The organism is Mesorhizobium sp. M0598 (assembly GCF_040320865.1).
GTDB lineage: Bacteria > Pseudomonadota > Alphaproteobacteria > Rhizobiales > Rhizobiaceae > Mesorhizobium.
The window spans coordinates 382,032-397,826 of record NZ_JAMYQL010000001.1 but is presented as its reverse complement, the minus strand read 5'-3'; the positions used below and the strand labels follow the sequence as shown (position 1 = coordinate 397,826).

At 63.5% G+C, this 15,795-nt stretch carries 18 protein-coding genes; 12 read left to right on the top strand and 6 right to left on the bottom strand.

All coding sequences use genetic code 11. The annotated features are described in order from the left end of the window. Positions 1-23: 23 nt before the first annotated feature. The 3 genes from NKI59_RS01965 to NKI59_RS01955 are packed head-to-tail and all read right to left on the bottom strand — an operon-like array spanning position 24 to position 1,453. Positions 24-272, bottom strand: a complete 249-nt coding sequence (locus tag NKI59_RS01965) for an FAD-dependent monooxygenase family protein (RefSeq protein ID WP_352701998.1) — start codon at positions 270-272, stop codon at positions 24-26. After that, positions 269-1,120 (bottom strand): FAD-dependent oxidoreductase, encoded by an 852-nt coding sequence (locus NKI59_RS01960; RefSeq protein WP_352701996.1) that lies wholly within the window; start codon positions 1,118-1,120, stop codon positions 269-271. Before NKI59_RS01960 ends, NKI59_RS01965 begins: the two co-directional genes overlap by 4 nt. 9 nt (positions 1,121-1,129) lie before the next feature. Next, entirely contained in the window at positions 1,130-1,453 is a 324-nt protein-coding gene (locus NKI59_RS01955) for a hypothetical protein (RefSeq protein WP_352701994.1), read from the bottom strand. Positions 1,454-1,655: 202 nt separating this feature from the next. Between NKI59_RS01955 and NKI59_RS01950 the strand changes: the two genes are divergently transcribed. The 12 genes from NKI59_RS01950 to NKI59_RS01895 are packed head-to-tail and all read left to right on the top strand — an operon-like array spanning position 1,656 to position 13,527. Next, positions 1,656-2,312, top strand: a complete 657-nt coding sequence (locus NKI59_RS01950) for a cytochrome c3 family protein (protein ID WP_352684423.1) — start codon at positions 1,656-1,658, stop codon at positions 2,310-2,312. Then, positions 2,296-5,283 (top strand): TAT-variant-translocated molybdopterin oxidoreductase, encoded by a 2,988-nt coding sequence (locus tag NKI59_RS01945; RefSeq protein ID WP_352701992.1) that lies wholly within the window; start codon positions 2,296-2,298, stop codon positions 5,281-5,283. Before NKI59_RS01950 ends, NKI59_RS01945 begins: the two co-directional genes overlap by 17 nt. Continuing rightward, entirely contained in the window at positions 5,276-6,643 is a 1,368-nt protein-coding gene (nrfD, locus tag NKI59_RS01940) for an NrfD/PsrC family molybdoenzyme membrane anchor subunit (RefSeq protein WP_352701989.1), read from the top strand. Before NKI59_RS01945 ends, nrfD begins: the two co-directional genes overlap by 8 nt. Further along, the gene (locus NKI59_RS01935; RefSeq protein WP_352449571.1) at positions 6,640-7,167 is read left to right on the top strand and encodes a DUF3341 domain-containing protein; all 528 of its coding nucleotides are present in this window, start codon (positions 6,640-6,642) and stop codon (positions 7,165-7,167) included. The genes nrfD and NKI59_RS01935 overlap by 4 nt, the downstream gene beginning before the upstream one ends. 2 nt (positions 7,168-7,169) lie before the next feature. Next, complete coding sequence (locus tag NKI59_RS01930; protein WP_352702270.1) at positions 7,170-7,703, top strand: c-type cytochrome; 534 nt, start codon at positions 7,170-7,172, stop codon at positions 7,701-7,703. Next, positions 7,700-8,848 carry a hypothetical protein gene (locus NKI59_RS01925; protein WP_352701986.1) on the top strand — a complete coding sequence of 383 codons (1,149 nt, stop codon included), beginning with the start codon at positions 7,700-7,702 and terminating at the stop codon, positions 8,846-8,848. Before NKI59_RS01930 ends, NKI59_RS01925 begins: the two co-directional genes overlap by 4 nt. After that, complete coding sequence (locus NKI59_RS01920) at positions 8,841-9,293, top strand: hypothetical protein (RefSeq protein WP_352701984.1); 453 nt, start codon at positions 8,841-8,843, stop codon at positions 9,291-9,293. Before NKI59_RS01925 ends, NKI59_RS01920 begins: the two co-directional genes overlap by 8 nt. Continuing rightward, the gene (locus tag NKI59_RS01915; RefSeq protein WP_352701982.1) at positions 9,290-10,039 is read left to right on the top strand and encodes an SCO family protein; all 750 of its coding nucleotides are present in this window, start codon (positions 9,290-9,292) and stop codon (positions 10,037-10,039) included. The genes NKI59_RS01920 and NKI59_RS01915 overlap by 4 nt, the downstream gene beginning before the upstream one ends. Next, entirely contained in the window at positions 10,036-11,007 is a 972-nt protein-coding gene (gene coxB, locus NKI59_RS01910; protein ID WP_352701979.1) for a cytochrome c oxidase subunit II, read from the top strand. Before NKI59_RS01915 ends, coxB begins: the two co-directional genes overlap by 4 nt. Continuing rightward, positions 11,004-12,641: a cytochrome c oxidase subunit I gene (ctaD, locus tag NKI59_RS01905; protein ID WP_352617805.1), complete on the top strand. Its 1,638-nt coding sequence runs from the start codon at positions 11,004-11,006 to the stop codon at positions 12,639-12,641. Before coxB ends, ctaD begins: the two co-directional genes overlap by 4 nt. Continuing rightward, the gene (locus NKI59_RS01900; protein WP_352701976.1) at positions 12,638-13,276 is read left to right on the top strand and encodes a cytochrome c oxidase subunit 3; all 639 of its coding nucleotides are present in this window, start codon (positions 12,638-12,640) and stop codon (positions 13,274-13,276) included. Before ctaD ends, NKI59_RS01900 begins: the two co-directional genes overlap by 4 nt. Beyond that, positions 13,273-13,527, top strand: coding sequence for a cytochrome C oxidase subunit IV family protein (locus NKI59_RS01895; protein WP_023677081.1), 255 nt, complete (start codon positions 13,273-13,275; stop codon positions 13,525-13,527). Before NKI59_RS01900 ends, NKI59_RS01895 begins: the two co-directional genes overlap by 4 nt. Positions 13,528-13,574: 47 nt before the next feature. Here the strand turns inward: NKI59_RS01895 and NKI59_RS01890 are convergent, their stop codons facing one another. The 3 genes from NKI59_RS01890 to NKI59_RS01880 form a co-directional block, all read right to left on the bottom strand. Next, positions 13,575-13,862 carry a hypothetical protein gene (locus tag NKI59_RS01890; protein ID WP_352701974.1) on the bottom strand — a complete coding sequence of 96 codons (288 nt, stop codon included), beginning with the start codon at positions 13,860-13,862 and terminating at the stop codon, positions 13,575-13,577. 212 nt (positions 13,863-14,074) lie between these two features. Further along, positions 14,075-14,254: a hypothetical protein gene (locus NKI59_RS01885; protein WP_352701972.1), complete on the bottom strand. Its 180-nt coding sequence runs from the start codon at positions 14,252-14,254 to the stop codon at positions 14,075-14,077. Positions 14,255-14,338: 84 nt separating this feature from the next. After that, on the bottom strand, positions 14,339-15,739 hold the full coding sequence (locus NKI59_RS01880) for a phospholipase D family protein (protein ID WP_352701970.1): 1,401 nt from the start codon (positions 15,737-15,739) through the stop codon (positions 14,339-14,341). Positions 15,740-15,795: the final 56 nt, after the last annotated feature.

Sequence of the window (15,795 nt, the reverse complement as noted above, 5' to 3'; positions counted from 1 at the left end):
CCGAAAAGGTTTATGCGACCACGTCATTCCTTGAGCCCAGCGACACGCTCCAGCAGCGGCCGTTGCAGCAGCGGCAGGTGGCCGACGACGCTGAAGGCCGCGTTCCTGACGCCTTGCATGATGCCGTTGTCCGATTGGGCCAGCGAGAGGATGCGCTCGCTGAGCGTGATCCACCGTTGCCCCACCGGGTGGCGTTCGCTTGTGTAGCCGGCAAGCGTGCCTTCGACGAAACGCCTGGCGAATGACGCGGCGTCCTCGATGCCGAGATTCATGCCGCGCGCGCCCAGCGGCGAATGCACATGCGCGGCATCGCTCCCAGGAAGGCGCATGCGGTTTGATAACGCGGTGCCTGTCGCACCGGAATATGGAAGCGGTCGGTCCGCAACAACCGCGTGATCCGGTAATTGCCGGGGATGCGGGCCAGCGCATCCTCGGTGTTGGAGACCGCGCGATAGCGCTTCTCGCCGATCGGGATGACGAAACCGACGTCGCCGTTCCTGTGAAGAAATGCGTGGGCGGCCATCGGCTCATAGGGCCAATCGTCGATGTCGGCGTCGGCAATGCTCCATTGCCGCCGATGCCTGTAGCCATCGAAGCCGATGCCCATGGCATCACGCACCGTGCTTTGCGCACCGTCGGCTCCGAAGACAAGGTCGAAACTTGCCTCGTCACGGCCGTCTGACGCCTCGATCCGCACCTCGGCCCGGCCTTTGTGCTCGGCCATGCCGACAAATGTGCTTCGCCATTCGACGTCGATGCCAAATCCCTTGAGCGTATCGGTCATCAGCGATTCGGTGTCGCGCTGCGGCAGCGACAGCAGGAAATTATGGCGGTGCGGCAGGATCGAGAAATCGATCTCGCCGAGCGCTCGTCCTTCGAAGTAGAAACGGGCTCGGCGAATTTTCAATCCTTCGGCGAGCAACCGGGCAGCGACTTTGGACGGTTCAAGGATGTCGAGGCTGTGCGAACTGATGCCGACCGCCTTGGCGAGCGGCGTCGGGCCTTCCTTGCGGTCGATGATGCGAGGTGCAATGCCGCGCCTTGCCAGTTCGAGTGCCGTCGTCAGCCCGGTCGGGCCGGCGCCGACGATCAGGATGGAAGCGTCCCGCGAAGCCGTCATCGTCCGGCGTCAGCTTTTTGGCAGTGCGTAGGCAATGATGTCGTCGCCGATCCTGGTCTCCATGAAATGGTGGCCGCCGGGTGCAAGGGTCGCCAGCCAGATCAGGACGTAAAGCCATACACCGGCGGCATTGCCGGCAAGCAGCAGGCTGCCGGCGGCCTGCAGGGCGATCCCGGCGGGCAGATAGTACCAGGATCCGCCCAGCGCGATCAGCCAGGCACCGCCCCCTCCGATCGGCAGGCCGAGGATCGTCAGCAGCGCGCCGACGAACATCGTCCACCAGAAGGCAACGCCGGACCGGCGGCGAATGGGATGGGGGTGGGGGATGGTCATGATGCTTATCCGGGTGAAACAGAACGTGACCTCATCCGAACGTTTGGAGGGTTCGATGGTTTCCGGTCAGCCCGACCTGATGGGCCAGGGCGGGGTAACCATTCTGTGATCTCCGCTGCCCCAGCCGGAACTTACCCACGCAGCCGCAGTTAGGGGTTTTGGGGGGTGAATACGGTTTGCTGGATGCGAAATCGGCGAGGGAATGCCGCAGGTCTTTTCAAGGAGCGCCAACGGCATTTCACGCTTCGCTCTGTGGGGCGCGTGTTTCATGGTGATCTTTGCGGCTCTCGGCGGCACCGCCATCCTGCGTTCGGACTTCGTCACCGGCGTTGGCCGGCCGTTGGCGCAACCAGTGCCGTTCAGCCACAGGCACCATGTCGGCGAGCTCGGCCTCGATTGCCGTTATTGCCATAGCGGCGTCGAGACCGCGTCATCGGCGGGTCTGCCGGCGACCGAGGTGTGCATGACCTGCCATTCGCAGCTGTTCACCAACGCGGACATGCTGGCGCCGATACGGGCAAGCCTTGCTTCCGGGCAGCCATTGCAGTGGCAGCGGGTGAACAGTGTCCCCGACTTCGTCTATTTCAATCATTCGATCCATATCGCTAAAGGCGTCGCCTGCGAGACGTGCCATGGCGAGGTCGACGACATGCCGCTGATGCGGCGGGCGCACGCACTATCGATGGAATGGTGCCTGGCATGCCATCGCGATCCCCAGCCTAATTTGCGTCCGCCGCAGGACGTGTTCCTGATGCACTGGAAGTCACCGGCCGGCATCGCCGAAATCCGCCGGTCACTCATCAGCCTTCTCGATATCCACCCCGAGACCATGACCGACTGTTATGTCTGCCACCGCTGACAAACCGATCGCGGCTCCAGACATGGCCGGCCTGCGCGAACGGCTTTCGCCCGGCCCGGAGCTGTGGCGAAGCCTCGACGAGCTCGCCGATACGCCGGAATTCCGCCGCTTCGTCGATGCCGAATTTCCCTCGATCGCCGAGCGCATCCCGTGGCTCGACCGGCGCACGCTGCTGAAGCTGATGGGTGCATCACTGACGCTGGCCGGGCTTGCCGCCTGCAGCCGGGCCGAAGACATCCTGCCTTATATCCGCCAGCCGGAAAACATCGTTCCCGGCAAGCCGCTTTATTACGCGACCACGCTTTCGAGCGATGGCTACGGTATCGGTGCGGTGGTCGAAAGCCATGAGGGCCGGCCGACCAAGGTGGAAGGCAATCCCGACCATCCGGCCTCGCGCGGTGCGACGGACGCCATCATGCAGGCGGCGGTGCTGTCGCTTTTCGACCCCGATCGCTCCCGCATGCCGCTGAAACACGGCGAACCGGCGGCCTATGGCGACTTCCTTGCCGACATGGCCGAGCTCACCTCGCGGCTGGCCGGCTCAGGCGGTGCCGGCGCGGCGCTGCTGATCGAGGCGACGACCTCGCCCACCATGAAGGCGCAGCTTGAGGCGCTGCGCGCGCGCTACCCCAGGCTGAGGCTGTTCCGGCATGATCCCCTGGCAACGCCGTCCGGCGCCGAAGCCACGCAGACCCTTTTCGGCAGGGCGCTTGCACCGGTCTACCGGTTCGATCGCGCCGACGCGATTGTCAGTCTCGACGCGGATTTCCTGGGCGAGGGCCCCGGCCGTCTCGCCTACGCCCGTGACTTTGCCGCGCGGCGTCGCGTGCGCCGGGCGGACGATACGATGAGCCGGGTCTATGCGGTGGAATCGACGCCGACGATCACCGGCGCTGCCGCCGATCACCGCAGGCCGGTGCGGCCGAGCGAGGTCGAAGCCGTCGCCGCGGCGCTGAGCGCGGTGCTTGGCGGCGAAGCGGCGCCAAGCGCCTTGGCACTGGACCCGGCCTGGTTGGCTGCCACTGCGGACGACCTGAAGGCGGCCGGCCGCTCGGCGCTGATCGTGCCGGGCGCCCATCAAACACCGTTCGTCCATGCCGCGGCTCTTGCCATGAATGCGCGGCTTGGTGCGCTTGGCAACACCGTGGAACTGATCGAGCCGCCCGACGCGATGCCCATCGAGGGCGACCTCGCTGCACTTTGCCAGGCGATCGTCGCGCGAGATATCGACACCGTTGTCATACTCGGCGCCAATCCTCTCCACACCGCACCTGCGGGGTTCGATGTCCGCGACGTGTTTTCGCAGCTGAAGCTTCTTGTCCACTGGGGTCTCTACCGCGACGAAACCGCCTTCGTCGCACACTGGCATGTCCCTGCTGCGCATGATCTCGAGAGTTGGAGTGACCTGCGCGCCCATGACGGAACCGCGTCGATCGTGCAGCCGCTGATCAGGCCGCTTTACCAGGGGCGGGCGGTGCATGAAATCCTGGCCGTGCTTGGCGGTGAATTAGCTGTTTCTGCGCTGCCGCTCGTCCGCCGGACATGGGCACAAACGACTTGGGCGCAACCAATGGACGATCCCGCGTGGCGAAAGGCGCTTCGCGACGGCTTTGTATCCGGCAGTGCCAGCACTCCAGTCGATGTTGCGATGCCGGCGGATTTGCGCGGCCTGAACCCGCGCGTCGAAGCGGCCAAAGGCGTCGAAATCCGTTTCGTCGCCGATCCCTGGCTGCGCGACGGACGCAATGCCAACTCGTCCTGGCTGCAGGAATTGCCGCGGCCACTGAGCAAGATCGTCTGGGGCAATGCAGCGCTGATGTCGCCAGCGACGGCGGGGCGGCTTCGGGTGGAAAACGCCCGGGTCGTCAATATCGCCTCGAACGGCACGGACATCGATGCGCCGGTCTGGATCATGCCTGGCCATCCCGACGAGACCGTGACACTTGCTCTGGGCTTCGGCCGGAAGCTCGGTTCGGTGGCAGCACTCGCCGACGGCCACGACGCGTACAGGCTGCGAAGCCTCGAGGCTCCCTGGATCGTCTATGGCGCCACGGTCGCGCCGCGGGACGGCAGTGCGCGGGTCATCACCACGCAACACCATCAGGCGATGGAGGGCAGGGCGATCGTTCGCCATGCCTCGCTCGAGGCCTTCCGCAAAAATCCACACTTCGTGCGCGACGGCGCCCCGCCCGCGCCAACCGGATCGCTCTATCCCGACTGGCAATACAGCCAGGAAGCCTGGGGCATGTCGATCGACCAGTCGGCATGCATCGGCTGCATGGCTTGCGTTTCTGCCTGCCAGGCGGAAAACAACATCGCCACCGTCGGGCCGGACGAGTCGGCACTCGGCCATGAGATGCATTGGCTGCGGATCGACCGCTACTACTCCGGCCCACTCGACGATCCCGACGTCTTTTTCCAGCCAGTGCCTTGCATGCATTGCGAGAAGGCGCCGTGCGAGGTCGTCTGTCCGGTCAACGCCACCACCCACACCCATGACGGGCTGAACGCGCAGGTCTACAACCGCTGCATCGGCACGCGCTACTGCTCACAGAACTGCCCCTACAAGGTGCGGCGCTTCAACTTCCTGGACTTCCAGGAATTCGACAAGGATGCGGCCGGACCGGAACAGGCCGCGCACAATCCAGACGTCAGCGTCCGTTCGCGCGGTGTGATGGAAAAATGCACCTACTGCGTCCAGCGCATTTCCGAAAAACGCATCAAGGCGCAGATCGAAAACCGCCACATCGCCGACGGCGAAGTGGTGACCGCCTGCCAGCAGGCCTGCCCGACGCAGGCGATCGTTTTCGGCGACCTCAACAGCAAGGGCGCCGCTGTCGTGCAGGAAAAAGCAGCGCCGCAACACTACGCCTTGCTCGAGGACCTCAACACGCGACCCCGCACCACCTATCTCGGCAAGATCAGGAATATCAACGGCCGTCTCTCGCCAGGCGGGAAAGCCGATGGCTGAGGCTATTGCTGGAAAACCGGGCGCACCGCCCGTTCTGCGCGGCCGGCACGACCTTCCGGAGATCAGCGGCCGTATCAGTGCGATCGTCCTCGACGGCAGGCTGCCGCGCTATTTCTGGACCGCGTTTTTCGCCTGCTTCGTCTTCGTCCTCATCTTTCTCTATTCGATTACCTATCTGATCTCGGTCGGTGTTGGCGCCTATGGCGTCAACATTCCGGTTGTCTGGGGCACGATGATCGGCAATTTCGTCTGGTGGATCGGCATCGGCCATGCCGGCACGCTGATCTCGGCGGTGCTTCTGCTTCTGCGCCAACCATGGCGCGCCTCGATCAACCGCTTTGCCGAGGCGATGACGCTGTTTGCCGTGGCGATGGCGGGGCTTTTCCCGATCCTGCATCTCGGCCGCCCGTGGTTCTTCTACTGGCTGCTGCCGCTACCCAACACGCATATGCATTGGCCGCAATGGCGCAGCCCACTGGTCTGGGATTTCGCGGCGATCGCCACCTATGCCAGCGTTTCGCTGATGTTCTGGTATATGGGCCTGCTGCCCGATCTCGCCGTCCTGCGCGACCGGGCGAAATCTCGCCCGGCGCAGCTGTTCTACGGGATACTGGCGCTCGGCTGGCGCGGTTCGGCCTTTCATTGGGCGCGCTACCAGACGGTCTATTTCCTGATGGCGGCACTGGCCACGCCGCTGGTCGTCTCGGTGCATTCTATCGTCTCGCTCGACTTCACCTTCGCCATCACGCCGGGCTTCCATTCGACTATCTTTCCTCCCTATTTCGTTGCCGGCGCGCTGCTGTCCGGCTTCGCCATGGTGCTTACCATCGCCATCCCGCTGCGCTGGGCGTTTTCGGTCCAGGATCTGATCACGCTGCGGCACATGGACAATGCCGCCAAGCTGATGATCGCCGCCGGCATGATCGTCATCTACGGCTATGCCTCCGAGGCTTTCTTCGCTTGGTATTCGGGCGAAACCTATGAGCGCACGATGATGTGGCAGCGCGCCTTCGGACCCTATGCGCCGCTGTTCTGGACCATGCTCGCCTGCAACGGCGTTGTTTTGCAATTGCTCTGGTTCCGGCGGGTGCGCCTCAACATGCCAGTGCTGTTCGCCATTGCCCTGATCATCAATGTCGGCATGTGGATCGAGCGCTACGTCATCGTCGTCACCGGGCCAAGCCGCGATTACCTGCCGTCGTCCTGGGGCGAACAATCACTGAGGTGGCTCGACTTCGGCATCCTGTTCGGCTCGATCGGCACTTTCTTCGCATTGGTCTTCCTGTTCATCCGCGTCCTGCCGGCCATCACCATTTTCGAGGTCGAGGAGCTGGCCGGGGAGAGGGGCGGCGCAAGATGAGCCTTTACGGCGTCATTGCGGCTTTCGCCGATCCCGAAGCGCTGACCGAGGCGGTCCGCACCATGCGGGCGCGCGGCTACCGGCGCATGGACGCGTTCTCGCCGTTCCATGTGCATGGGCTGGCCGACATGCTCGGCATGCGCAAGACGCGCTTGCCATGGGCCATCCTTGGCGGCGCCATCGCTGGCGCGGTGTTTGTCTATGGCCTGATCCTCTATTCGGTCGAGATCGATTTTCCGCTCAATGTCGGCGGCCGGCCGCTGCATTCCTGGCCGGCCTTTCTCGTCATCGCCTTCGAGGCCGCGATACTTGGCGCTGCGCTGGCCGCATTCTTCGGCATGCTGGCCGCCAATCGCCTGCCCGAATATTACCACCCGGTCTTCAACGCCACGAGCTTCACCTATGCGCGCGGCGGCAAGTTCTATCTGCTCGTCGAGGCCGCCGATCCAAAGTTCCGCAAGGGCGTGACCAAGGGCCAGCTGACACGGCTCGGCGCCGAAACCGTCGAGGAGGTGGAGGCGTGAACATGCGCACGATCCTGCTGTCGGCAGCCTTGCTGGTCGCCGGCTGCCGGCAGGACATGGAGGACCAGCCGCGCTACGATCCGCTCGAAAGCAGCAACCAGTTCGCCGACGGCATGTCGGCGCGGGCGCCGGTCGAGGACACGGTCGCACGCGATGCCGATCTTTCGCCGGTACCCGACACTTTTCCCTATCCGGTCACGATGATGCTGCTGCGGCGAGGCCAGCAACGCTTCGACATCTTCTGTTCGCCTTGCCACGGCCGCGCCGGCGACGGCCACGGCATGATCGTCGAGCGGGGCTTTCCGGCGCCGCCGACCTATCACCAGGACGCGTTGCGCAAGGCGAGCGACAGGCATTTCTACGACGTCATCAGCAACGGCTATGGCGCCATGTATTCCTACGCGGCGCGTGTCCCGCCTGCCGACCGCTGGGCGATCGTCGCCTATATCCGCGCCCTGCAATATTCGCGCGATGCACCAATTGCCGAGCTGCCGGAAAGCCTCCGTGCCGAGCTCAATGCGGAGCCGGATCGATGATGCGGGCGATGATGCGGCTTGCCACCGAACGTTTGATTTTGCCGGCGCTTGCCGTGGCCGCCGTCGGACTTGTGCTTTGCGCCACGGGATTGGCCTTCGACTTCAGAGCCATGTTGGCCGGCTGGCTGCCTGCGGCGCTCTTCCTGCTCGGCCTGCCGCTCGGCGCGCTGACCATCCTGATGGTGCATGGGCTGACCGGCGGCCGCTGGGGCGAGGCAATCCGCCAGCCGCTGCGCGCTCTCGTCGCGACGCTGCCGCTGGCGCTGCTTCTGCTGCTGCCGGTTCTGCTCAGGCTCGACCTGGTCTTTCCCTGGGCGAGTGCCGACGCGGCTGCATTGCCCGAGACGGTGCGCCAGAAATTCTCTTATCTGAACGTTCCGTTCTTTTTGCTGCGCTTTGCCGCCTGCGCCGCGATCTGGCTGGTGCTGGCGTGGCGCGTGCTTGACTGGACAACGACCGATAGCGGTCGTGGCAGCGCCGGCCGCGGCAAGGCCTATGCCGCTGGATTGATTGCGCATGGGCTGGCTGTGACGATTTTTGCCATCGACTGGATGCTCTCGCTGGAGCCGGAGTTCTCCTCGACCATCTATGCGTTGCTGGAAGCGTCGGCCGAAGTCGTCGGCGCTTACGCCCTGGCGATGACGGTACTGTGTGTTAACCGCTCGATCGAGGTCATGGCGGGCGGCGAGGAGGATGTCGCGCTCAGCGAGGATTTGGCCAACATGCTGTTCGGCTTCGTGCTGCTGTGGACCTACCTGTCGTTCATGCAATGGCTGGTGACCTGGGGCGGCGACCTGCCAAACGAGATCCGTTGGTACCTCATCCGCAGCAGCAATGGCTGGCAGTATCTGCTCTGGCTGCTGATTGCGCTGCAATTCGCGGTCCCCTTTGCCGGGCTGCTCAGCCGGGATCTGAAGCGCAGCCATGCCGGCCTGCTGTCGATCTGCGGCATCGTGCTGGCCGGCCACTACGTCGATGTCCTTTGGCGGATCAGACCGCCGTTGGCGGACGGCAATGTGATCGCATTCTGGTACGATCTTGCCGCGCTGGCAGGAGCTGGCGGCCTCTGGCTTGCGCTGCTGCTTTTCGTGCTTGGCCGGCCGGACCGGATTGACCTCTGGCGCCGGAGGCCCGTCCATGGCTAGAGCGGCCCGCCATCCCGAAACGCGCGACGTCTGGCCGGGCGCGCTGCTTGCCTTCGCGGCCGGCCTGCTGCTGCTCCTGGCCGCAACAGTCATCGTCCTCGGGCTCGTCTTCGACACCAGGCCGTTCAGGCCGCTGCCGGGGCCATCATCGGTCGGCAACCGGGCCAGTCCAGCCTTGCAGCGCTTTCCAGAAGACGACCTCGCTGCCTTCCGCAAGGCGGAGGAGCAGGAGCTGAACAAGGTCGGCTGGGTCGACCGCACCGCCGGCATTGCCCGCATTCCGATCGAGGACGCCATGTGGGCGATCGTCAGCCATGGTTTGCCGAACTGGGGGCAGCCGGCGCCGGCCGCCGGCGCCGACTGCCGATTGGTCGAGGCCGAGATACCACGCGCGCCACAGGCCGCTCGCTGCCGGACCGCGCCAGGCCAGGGAGGCCGGCCATGAAGGCCTGGCTAACCGCTTTTTCCCTTCTCGCGGCACTGCCGGCCATGGCCTTCGCACGCCCGGCCTTCGATCCCGAGATCGGCGCGCAGCTCAGCCTCGACCGGGTGTTTCGCGATGCGTCCGGCGAGCAGCGCACGATCGGCCAAATGCTTGCCGGCCGGCCGGCGCTGCTGATTTTCGGCTACGACAAATGCCCGAACCTTTGTGGTGTGACCCAACAGGCGGTCGCCTCGGATTTGAAAAAGACCTCGCTCGACCCCGACACCTATCGCGCTTTGTTCGTCTCGATCGATGCCGCCGACACGCCCGAAGATGCGGGCGATGCGCAAGCCACGGTCGCCGCGGCGGCCGACGCGAGGAACCTGTCGGCGTGGCGGTTCCTGACCAGTGCCGACGGCGCCGGCGGCGCCCTTGCCGCGGAAGCCGGCATCAGTTTCGACACCCGCGCCAGGATCGACCAATTCGCCCATCCGATCGCGGTCATCGCGCTGACGCCAAAAGGCCGGATAGCGCAGGTGCTGGCGGCGCTGAGCTTCACGCCGCGCGATCTTGAGCTTGCCCTTGTCGAGGCATCTTCCGGCAGGCTCGGCTCGATCGCCGATCATGTCTTCCTGCTCTGCGCCGGCTTCGATGCGTCCAAGGGGCAATATACGCCGGCGATCTGGGCTGCGTTGAAGCTCGCCAGCATCGTGATGGTGGTGGGGTTGGCGATGGCCATACTGCTGGCGCGCGGGAGGCGGGCGTGAGCTTCGGCATCCGGTTTTTCCCGCAGGAAGCCTCGTCCATCGCGGGCAGCGTCGATGCCTTGTTCTACACATTGCTGGCTTTCGCAGTCGCGCTCGGCCTGTTCCTGACCGTTCTCGTTGTCGGCTACGCCGTCAAATATCGTATCGGCTCCGCAGCCGACCGTACCGGGGCGCGTGCCCGCAGCCTGCCGCTGGAGATGACGTGGACCATTGCCAGCCTGGTGATGGCCTTCATCTTCTTCGGCTGGGGCGCAGTCCTTTTTGTCCGGCGCGACCGTCCGCCACCGGACGCCGTCGAGATCGCCGGCCTCGGCAAGCAATGGATGTGGGAATTCCGCCATCCCGGCGGCCAGCGCGAGATCAACGAGCTGCACGTGCCGGTCGGCAAGGCGGTGGTGGTGTCGCTGGCATCACAGGACGTCATCCACTCCTTCTACGTGCCAGCCTTTCGGGTCAAGCAGGATGCCGTTCCCGGACGCACGGCCAATGTCTGGTTCATCGCCACGCAGCCGGGGCGTTATCACCTGTTCTGCGCCGAATATTGCGGCACGCAGCATTCCGAGATGGGCGGCTGGGTGACGGTGCTGGCGCCGGAGCAATATGCATCATGGCTCGGCAGTCAAGGTGAAGGCGAAAGCCTTGCCACGAGCGGCGGGAAACTGTTCCGCGCGCTCGGCTGCTCCGGCTGTCACGGCAATTCCAGCAAGGTGCGGGCGCCCGGCCTCGATGGGGTTTTCGGCCAGCCGGTGGCGTTGGCCAACCGGCAGACGGTCATCGCCGACGAACGCTATCTGCGCGATTCGATCCTTGTCCCGAACAAGGAAATCGCCGCCGGCTACCAGCCGGTGATGCCGAGCTTCGACGGTCTCGTTGACGAAGCCGAACTGCAGATGCTGATGGCCTATCTCAAATCCCTATCGCTCCAATCTCCCTCGTTCCCGGCGGCAAAAAACGAGGCGCCGCAATGAGCAGCGATTTGGCGTCGGCAAGCTATCTCGCAGAAGGTGCCGGGCCGCGCTCCTGGCTGCTGACAACCGACCACAAACGGGTGGCGTGGCTCTATTTCGTCTCGCTGACGGCCTTCTTCTTCCTCGGCGGAACCTTTGCCGTGCTGATGCGCATCGAGCTTGCGACGCCGGCCGGCGACCTGGTCTCCGACGATGTCTACAACCGGCTGTTTTCGCTGCACGGCATCATCATGGTGTGGTTCTTCCTGGTGCCGTCGATCCCGGCAACGCTCGGCAATTTCCTGCTGCCGCTGATGATCGGCGCGCGCGACCTCGCCTTTCCACGGCTCAACCTGGCAAGCTGGTACGTCTTCATGTTCGGCAGCCTGTTCGCGCTCGCCTCGGTGGTTTTGGGCGGCGTCGACACCGGCTGGACCTTCTACACGCCGCTGTCGACGCTCTATGCCAACGGGTTTGTCTCGACCGCGGCATTCGGCGTTTTCATCGTCGGCTTTTCGACGATCATGACCGGCATCAATTTCATCGTCACCGTCCACACCTTGCGAGCGCCTGGCCTCACCTGGTTCCGGCTGCCGATCTTCGTCTGGACGCTGTACGCCACCAGCCTGGTGATGGTGCTGGCGACGCCGGTGCTTGCAGCATCGCTGATCCTCATCGTGCTGGAGCGCGTCTTCGGCATCGGCATCTTCAATCCCGACCTCGGCGGCGATCCGCTGCTGTTCCAGCATCTGTTCTGGTTCTACTCGCACCCCGCCGTCTACATCATGATCCTGCCAGGCATGGGAGTGGTCTCGGAAGTGCTGCCTTGCTTTAGCCGCCGGCCGCTGTTCGGCTACAAGGCCGTCGCCCTGGCTTCGATGGCGATCGCCGTCTTCGGCTTTCTCGTCTGGGGCCACCACATGTTCGTCAGCGGGCAGTCGGCCTATGCCGGCGTGGTGTTTTCGTTCCTGTCCTTCTGCGTCGCGATCCCATCGGCGATAAAGGTCTTCAACTGGAGCCTGACGCTGCGCAAGGGCGAAATCAGCTTCGAGACGCCGATGCTTTATGCGCTGTTCTTCCTGGCATTGTTCACCTTCGGCGGGCTGGCCGGCCTTTTCCTTGCCGCGCTCGCCATCGACGTCCACGTTCACGACACCTATTTCGTCGTCGCCCATTTCCACTACATCATGGTAGGCGGCATGGTGACCGCCTACATGGCAGGGCTGCATTTCTGGTGGCCGAAACTCACCGGCCGAATGTATTCGGAGGTTTGGGGCCGTATAGCCGCGGCTGTGACCTTCATCGGCTTCAACCTGACCTTTTTTCCGCAATATGTGCTCGGCTTTCTGGGCATGCCGCGGCGCTACCATACCTATCCGCCGGAATTCGCTTTCTGGCACATCCTGTCGTCGGCTGGCGCCGTGGTGCTGGCGATTGGCTATCTGATGCCGCTCCTCTATTTGGCGTGGTCGCTGTTTCGAGGCGCGCGAGCCCCGGACAATCCGTGGCGAGCGACCGGATTGGAATGGCAAACAAGCTCGCCGCCGCCAGCGCATAATTTCGATCGCATGCCGACCGTCACCAGACCAGCCTACGACTATCCGATGAAAGGCCTGACCGAGAAACGGTCGGACCCGGTGGAGGATCTGGTTTGAAGTCACCGACGACAAGCATCGCCTTCGACCGGCCGGCTCGCGAAACGGCTGCCGACAGCTTCGCCATGTGGGTGTTCATCGGCTCCGAGGCGATGCTGTTCGGCGCCATCCTGCTCGTCTTCATGTTTGCCCGGTTGAGTTATGGCGACGCCTTCGCCGGCGCGGCGAAGCATCTGTCGCTGCCGTTGGGCACGGCCAACACCGTCGTCCTGATCACCAGCAGTTTTGCCATGGCGCTTGCTCACATGTACACGGCCGCGCGGCGATGGCGCGCCGCTGGCTGGGCATTGGCTGCGACGGCGCTGCTCGGCGTCGTCTTCCTGGCGATCAAGGCAACGGAGTACGCCAGGGAATTCGGCGAAGGGCTGGCGCCGGTGCTCGGCGCACCTTTCATCTATAAGGGCCCGGATCCTGTTCATGCCGAATTCTTCTTCGGCCTCTATTTCGCGATGACGTCACTGCACGCCTTGCATCTGATTTGCGGCGTAATCGTCATCGGCGGCATCCTCGCGCTGTGGCCACGCACGATCGAGGCCAGCCGGTTCCGGCGCGTGCAGGCAATCGGCCTCTATTGGCATTTCGTCGATATCGTCTGGGTCTTCCTGTTCCCCGTCCTCTATCTGATCAACAGATGAGCGAGTTCCGCAAACTCACGCTTGCTTATATCGGGCTTTTAGCCTTGCTGGCCCTGACCGTCGGCTCGTCCTTCCTCGCGCTCGGCGGCTTCAATTCGGCACTCAATCTGGTGATCGCCGCGGCCAAGACCGCCGTCATCGCCATCCTGTTCATGCATCTGGCCAGCGACGGCGTCCTGCCGCGTCTTGCGGTCGCTGCTGCCGGGTTTTGGCTGATGATCCTGTTCGGGCTGACGCTGATCGGACAATAGGCCGAAGCGGCGCACCTCGTGATGCCTTGCCTGCGCTCGGACCGGCCTCATACGGCCCGCCTTTGCCCGGCCGCCAGCGTAGAAATCTTTTGGCCGTGGCCATTGAGTTGCCGGGCCTCGTCCTCGGCTGCGTCTTCGAGCTTGGCGACGAGCAGATCCTTGAGGTCGCCAACCTCTTCCTCGATGTCTTCGATGGGTACGCCGGCATCGGCCGCCTCTTCCTTGCATTCCCTGGCGAGGATTTCCGCCTCCTTTTCAAGCCTGATCGGAGGCGGCGGCACATGAACGTTTTCGTGTATCCAATCCTGCAAGAATTCTATCGCACTATCACTCATGGCGCGCACCTATAGCGGCAACCCTGTAGTGCACATTAACGTACGTGCTGCAAAATGGATGCTTGGCAACGCCGGATTTCGAATAGCGATACTTGACGATAGCGTGATCGCCCTAGGGGCTAGAGCTTCTGCAGCCAAATGGGATTATCGGCGTCGCGGAAATGCGGCTAGCCAGACAGTTGGAGCGGGATCTAATTTGAAAGCATCCCGCCCTAAGACGTGTTGCGCCGCCGCGCCGGTGTTGCTCGATTCGGATCGCTTGTCGGCCGACCGTCATCGGCAGCAGCCGGTCGTGTCGGCCGCTCAGCGGCGCGGTCGGCGCGCATTTTGCGTTTATGCGCCATCCAGAACGGCAAGAGCTCGGCAAGAAAACTGTATATCGTGGTCTTCATCGGCATGCTCCGGACAACGGTTACAACTCGTGGTCCCGCATTTCCGTTCCGACAAAGAGTTGCGTTCCGACAAATCCGTCGCTTCTACAATTGCGATTCGATCGGCAAGCAGCCAACCAACGCTGCAACGATGCGCCGATAGAGACTGGCCTCCGGTTCACGCGAACATTGCCGCATCTCGCCATCCGCCATGCCGAGCCACCGCAGGGCGCCTTTGTCCAGGACCAGCTGATAGCTCGTCTGCGGTGACTTTTCGTGCTCGAACAGCCGGCGCAACTCCATCACCAGATTGGCATCGTGGAAAAGCACGCCCATTTCCGCATTCAACGACACCGAACGCGGATCAAAATTGAAGGAACCGACAAACCCCAGCGTGTCGTCGACCGTAAAGGCCTTGGTGTGGAGGCTGGCTCCCTTTGAGCCGAAAACGGAGATGTTGGCCTGGCGGTTGAAGGGTTGCAATTCGAAAAGCTGGATACCTTTTTTAAGCAGCTTGCGGCGGTATTTGGCATAAGCGCCGTGCACTGCGGCGACGTCCGTCGCGGCGAGCGAGTTGGTCAGGATTGCAACCTCGGCGCCACGGTCCACCAGCTTCGACAGGATGGCCAACCCGGTGCGGCCGGGGATGAAATAGGGCGAGACGATTTCGAGCCGCTGTCTGGTCGCCTCGATAGCGGGAAGCAGCTCCTTGGTCAGCCAGTTCCTGCGCCGCTTGCCGCGCACCTTCTCCGGCGGATCGGAAATGACGCGAACGCCTTTCGTCCAGCAGACCTCGCTATGCGCCGCAATGAACTCCGTGATCGTGCGCCAGGCACTGAGGCTGTTCAAAAGCTGGCCGTCCATCGACGCATCGAGATTGTCGAGGAAATCGGCGCGCGAGCCCACCGCAGCCGGGTTGAGCAGCTGGATTGGCTTTGCCGCCTCGCAATTCCAGAACGCCTCGAAGATCTGCATCGTCTGCCCTACGGCAGGACCGAGAAGCAACAGGTCGAGATCACGGAAATTTGTCTCCGCGGCGTCGAAATAGGCATCACCGATGTTTCTTCCTCCGACGATGGCCAGGCTCTCGTCGGCGATCCAGGCCTTGTTGTGCATGCGGCGGGTCATCGCAAACAGCCGGGCGACCATCTCCAGCGAGCGAAAGATGCTGCCGTTCCTCATGCCGCTGGGGTTGAACAGCCTCAGCTCGATGTTCTTGTAGCTGTTGAGCGCCAGGTAAGCGGCGTCGCTGTTGCGCGGATTGATATCGTCCAGCAGCATGCGGACGCGGACACCGCGCTCCGCCGCCTTGACGACCTCCTGCATCAGCAGCCGGCCGCTATGGTCGTCGTGCCAGAGATAGTACATCAGGTCGAGGCTGCTGGTGGCACTGCGCGCGGCAAGGATTCGTGCGGCAAACGCGTCATAATTGTCGGCGATCAGCACCAGCCCGCTATTGCCGGCAGCGATCTTGTCCCGGGCAAACCGCGAAATGGCTGTATCCATAAAGTGCACCGACAAACATCAGCGAAGCAAACCGTCTGAAATCTGACTAACAACCC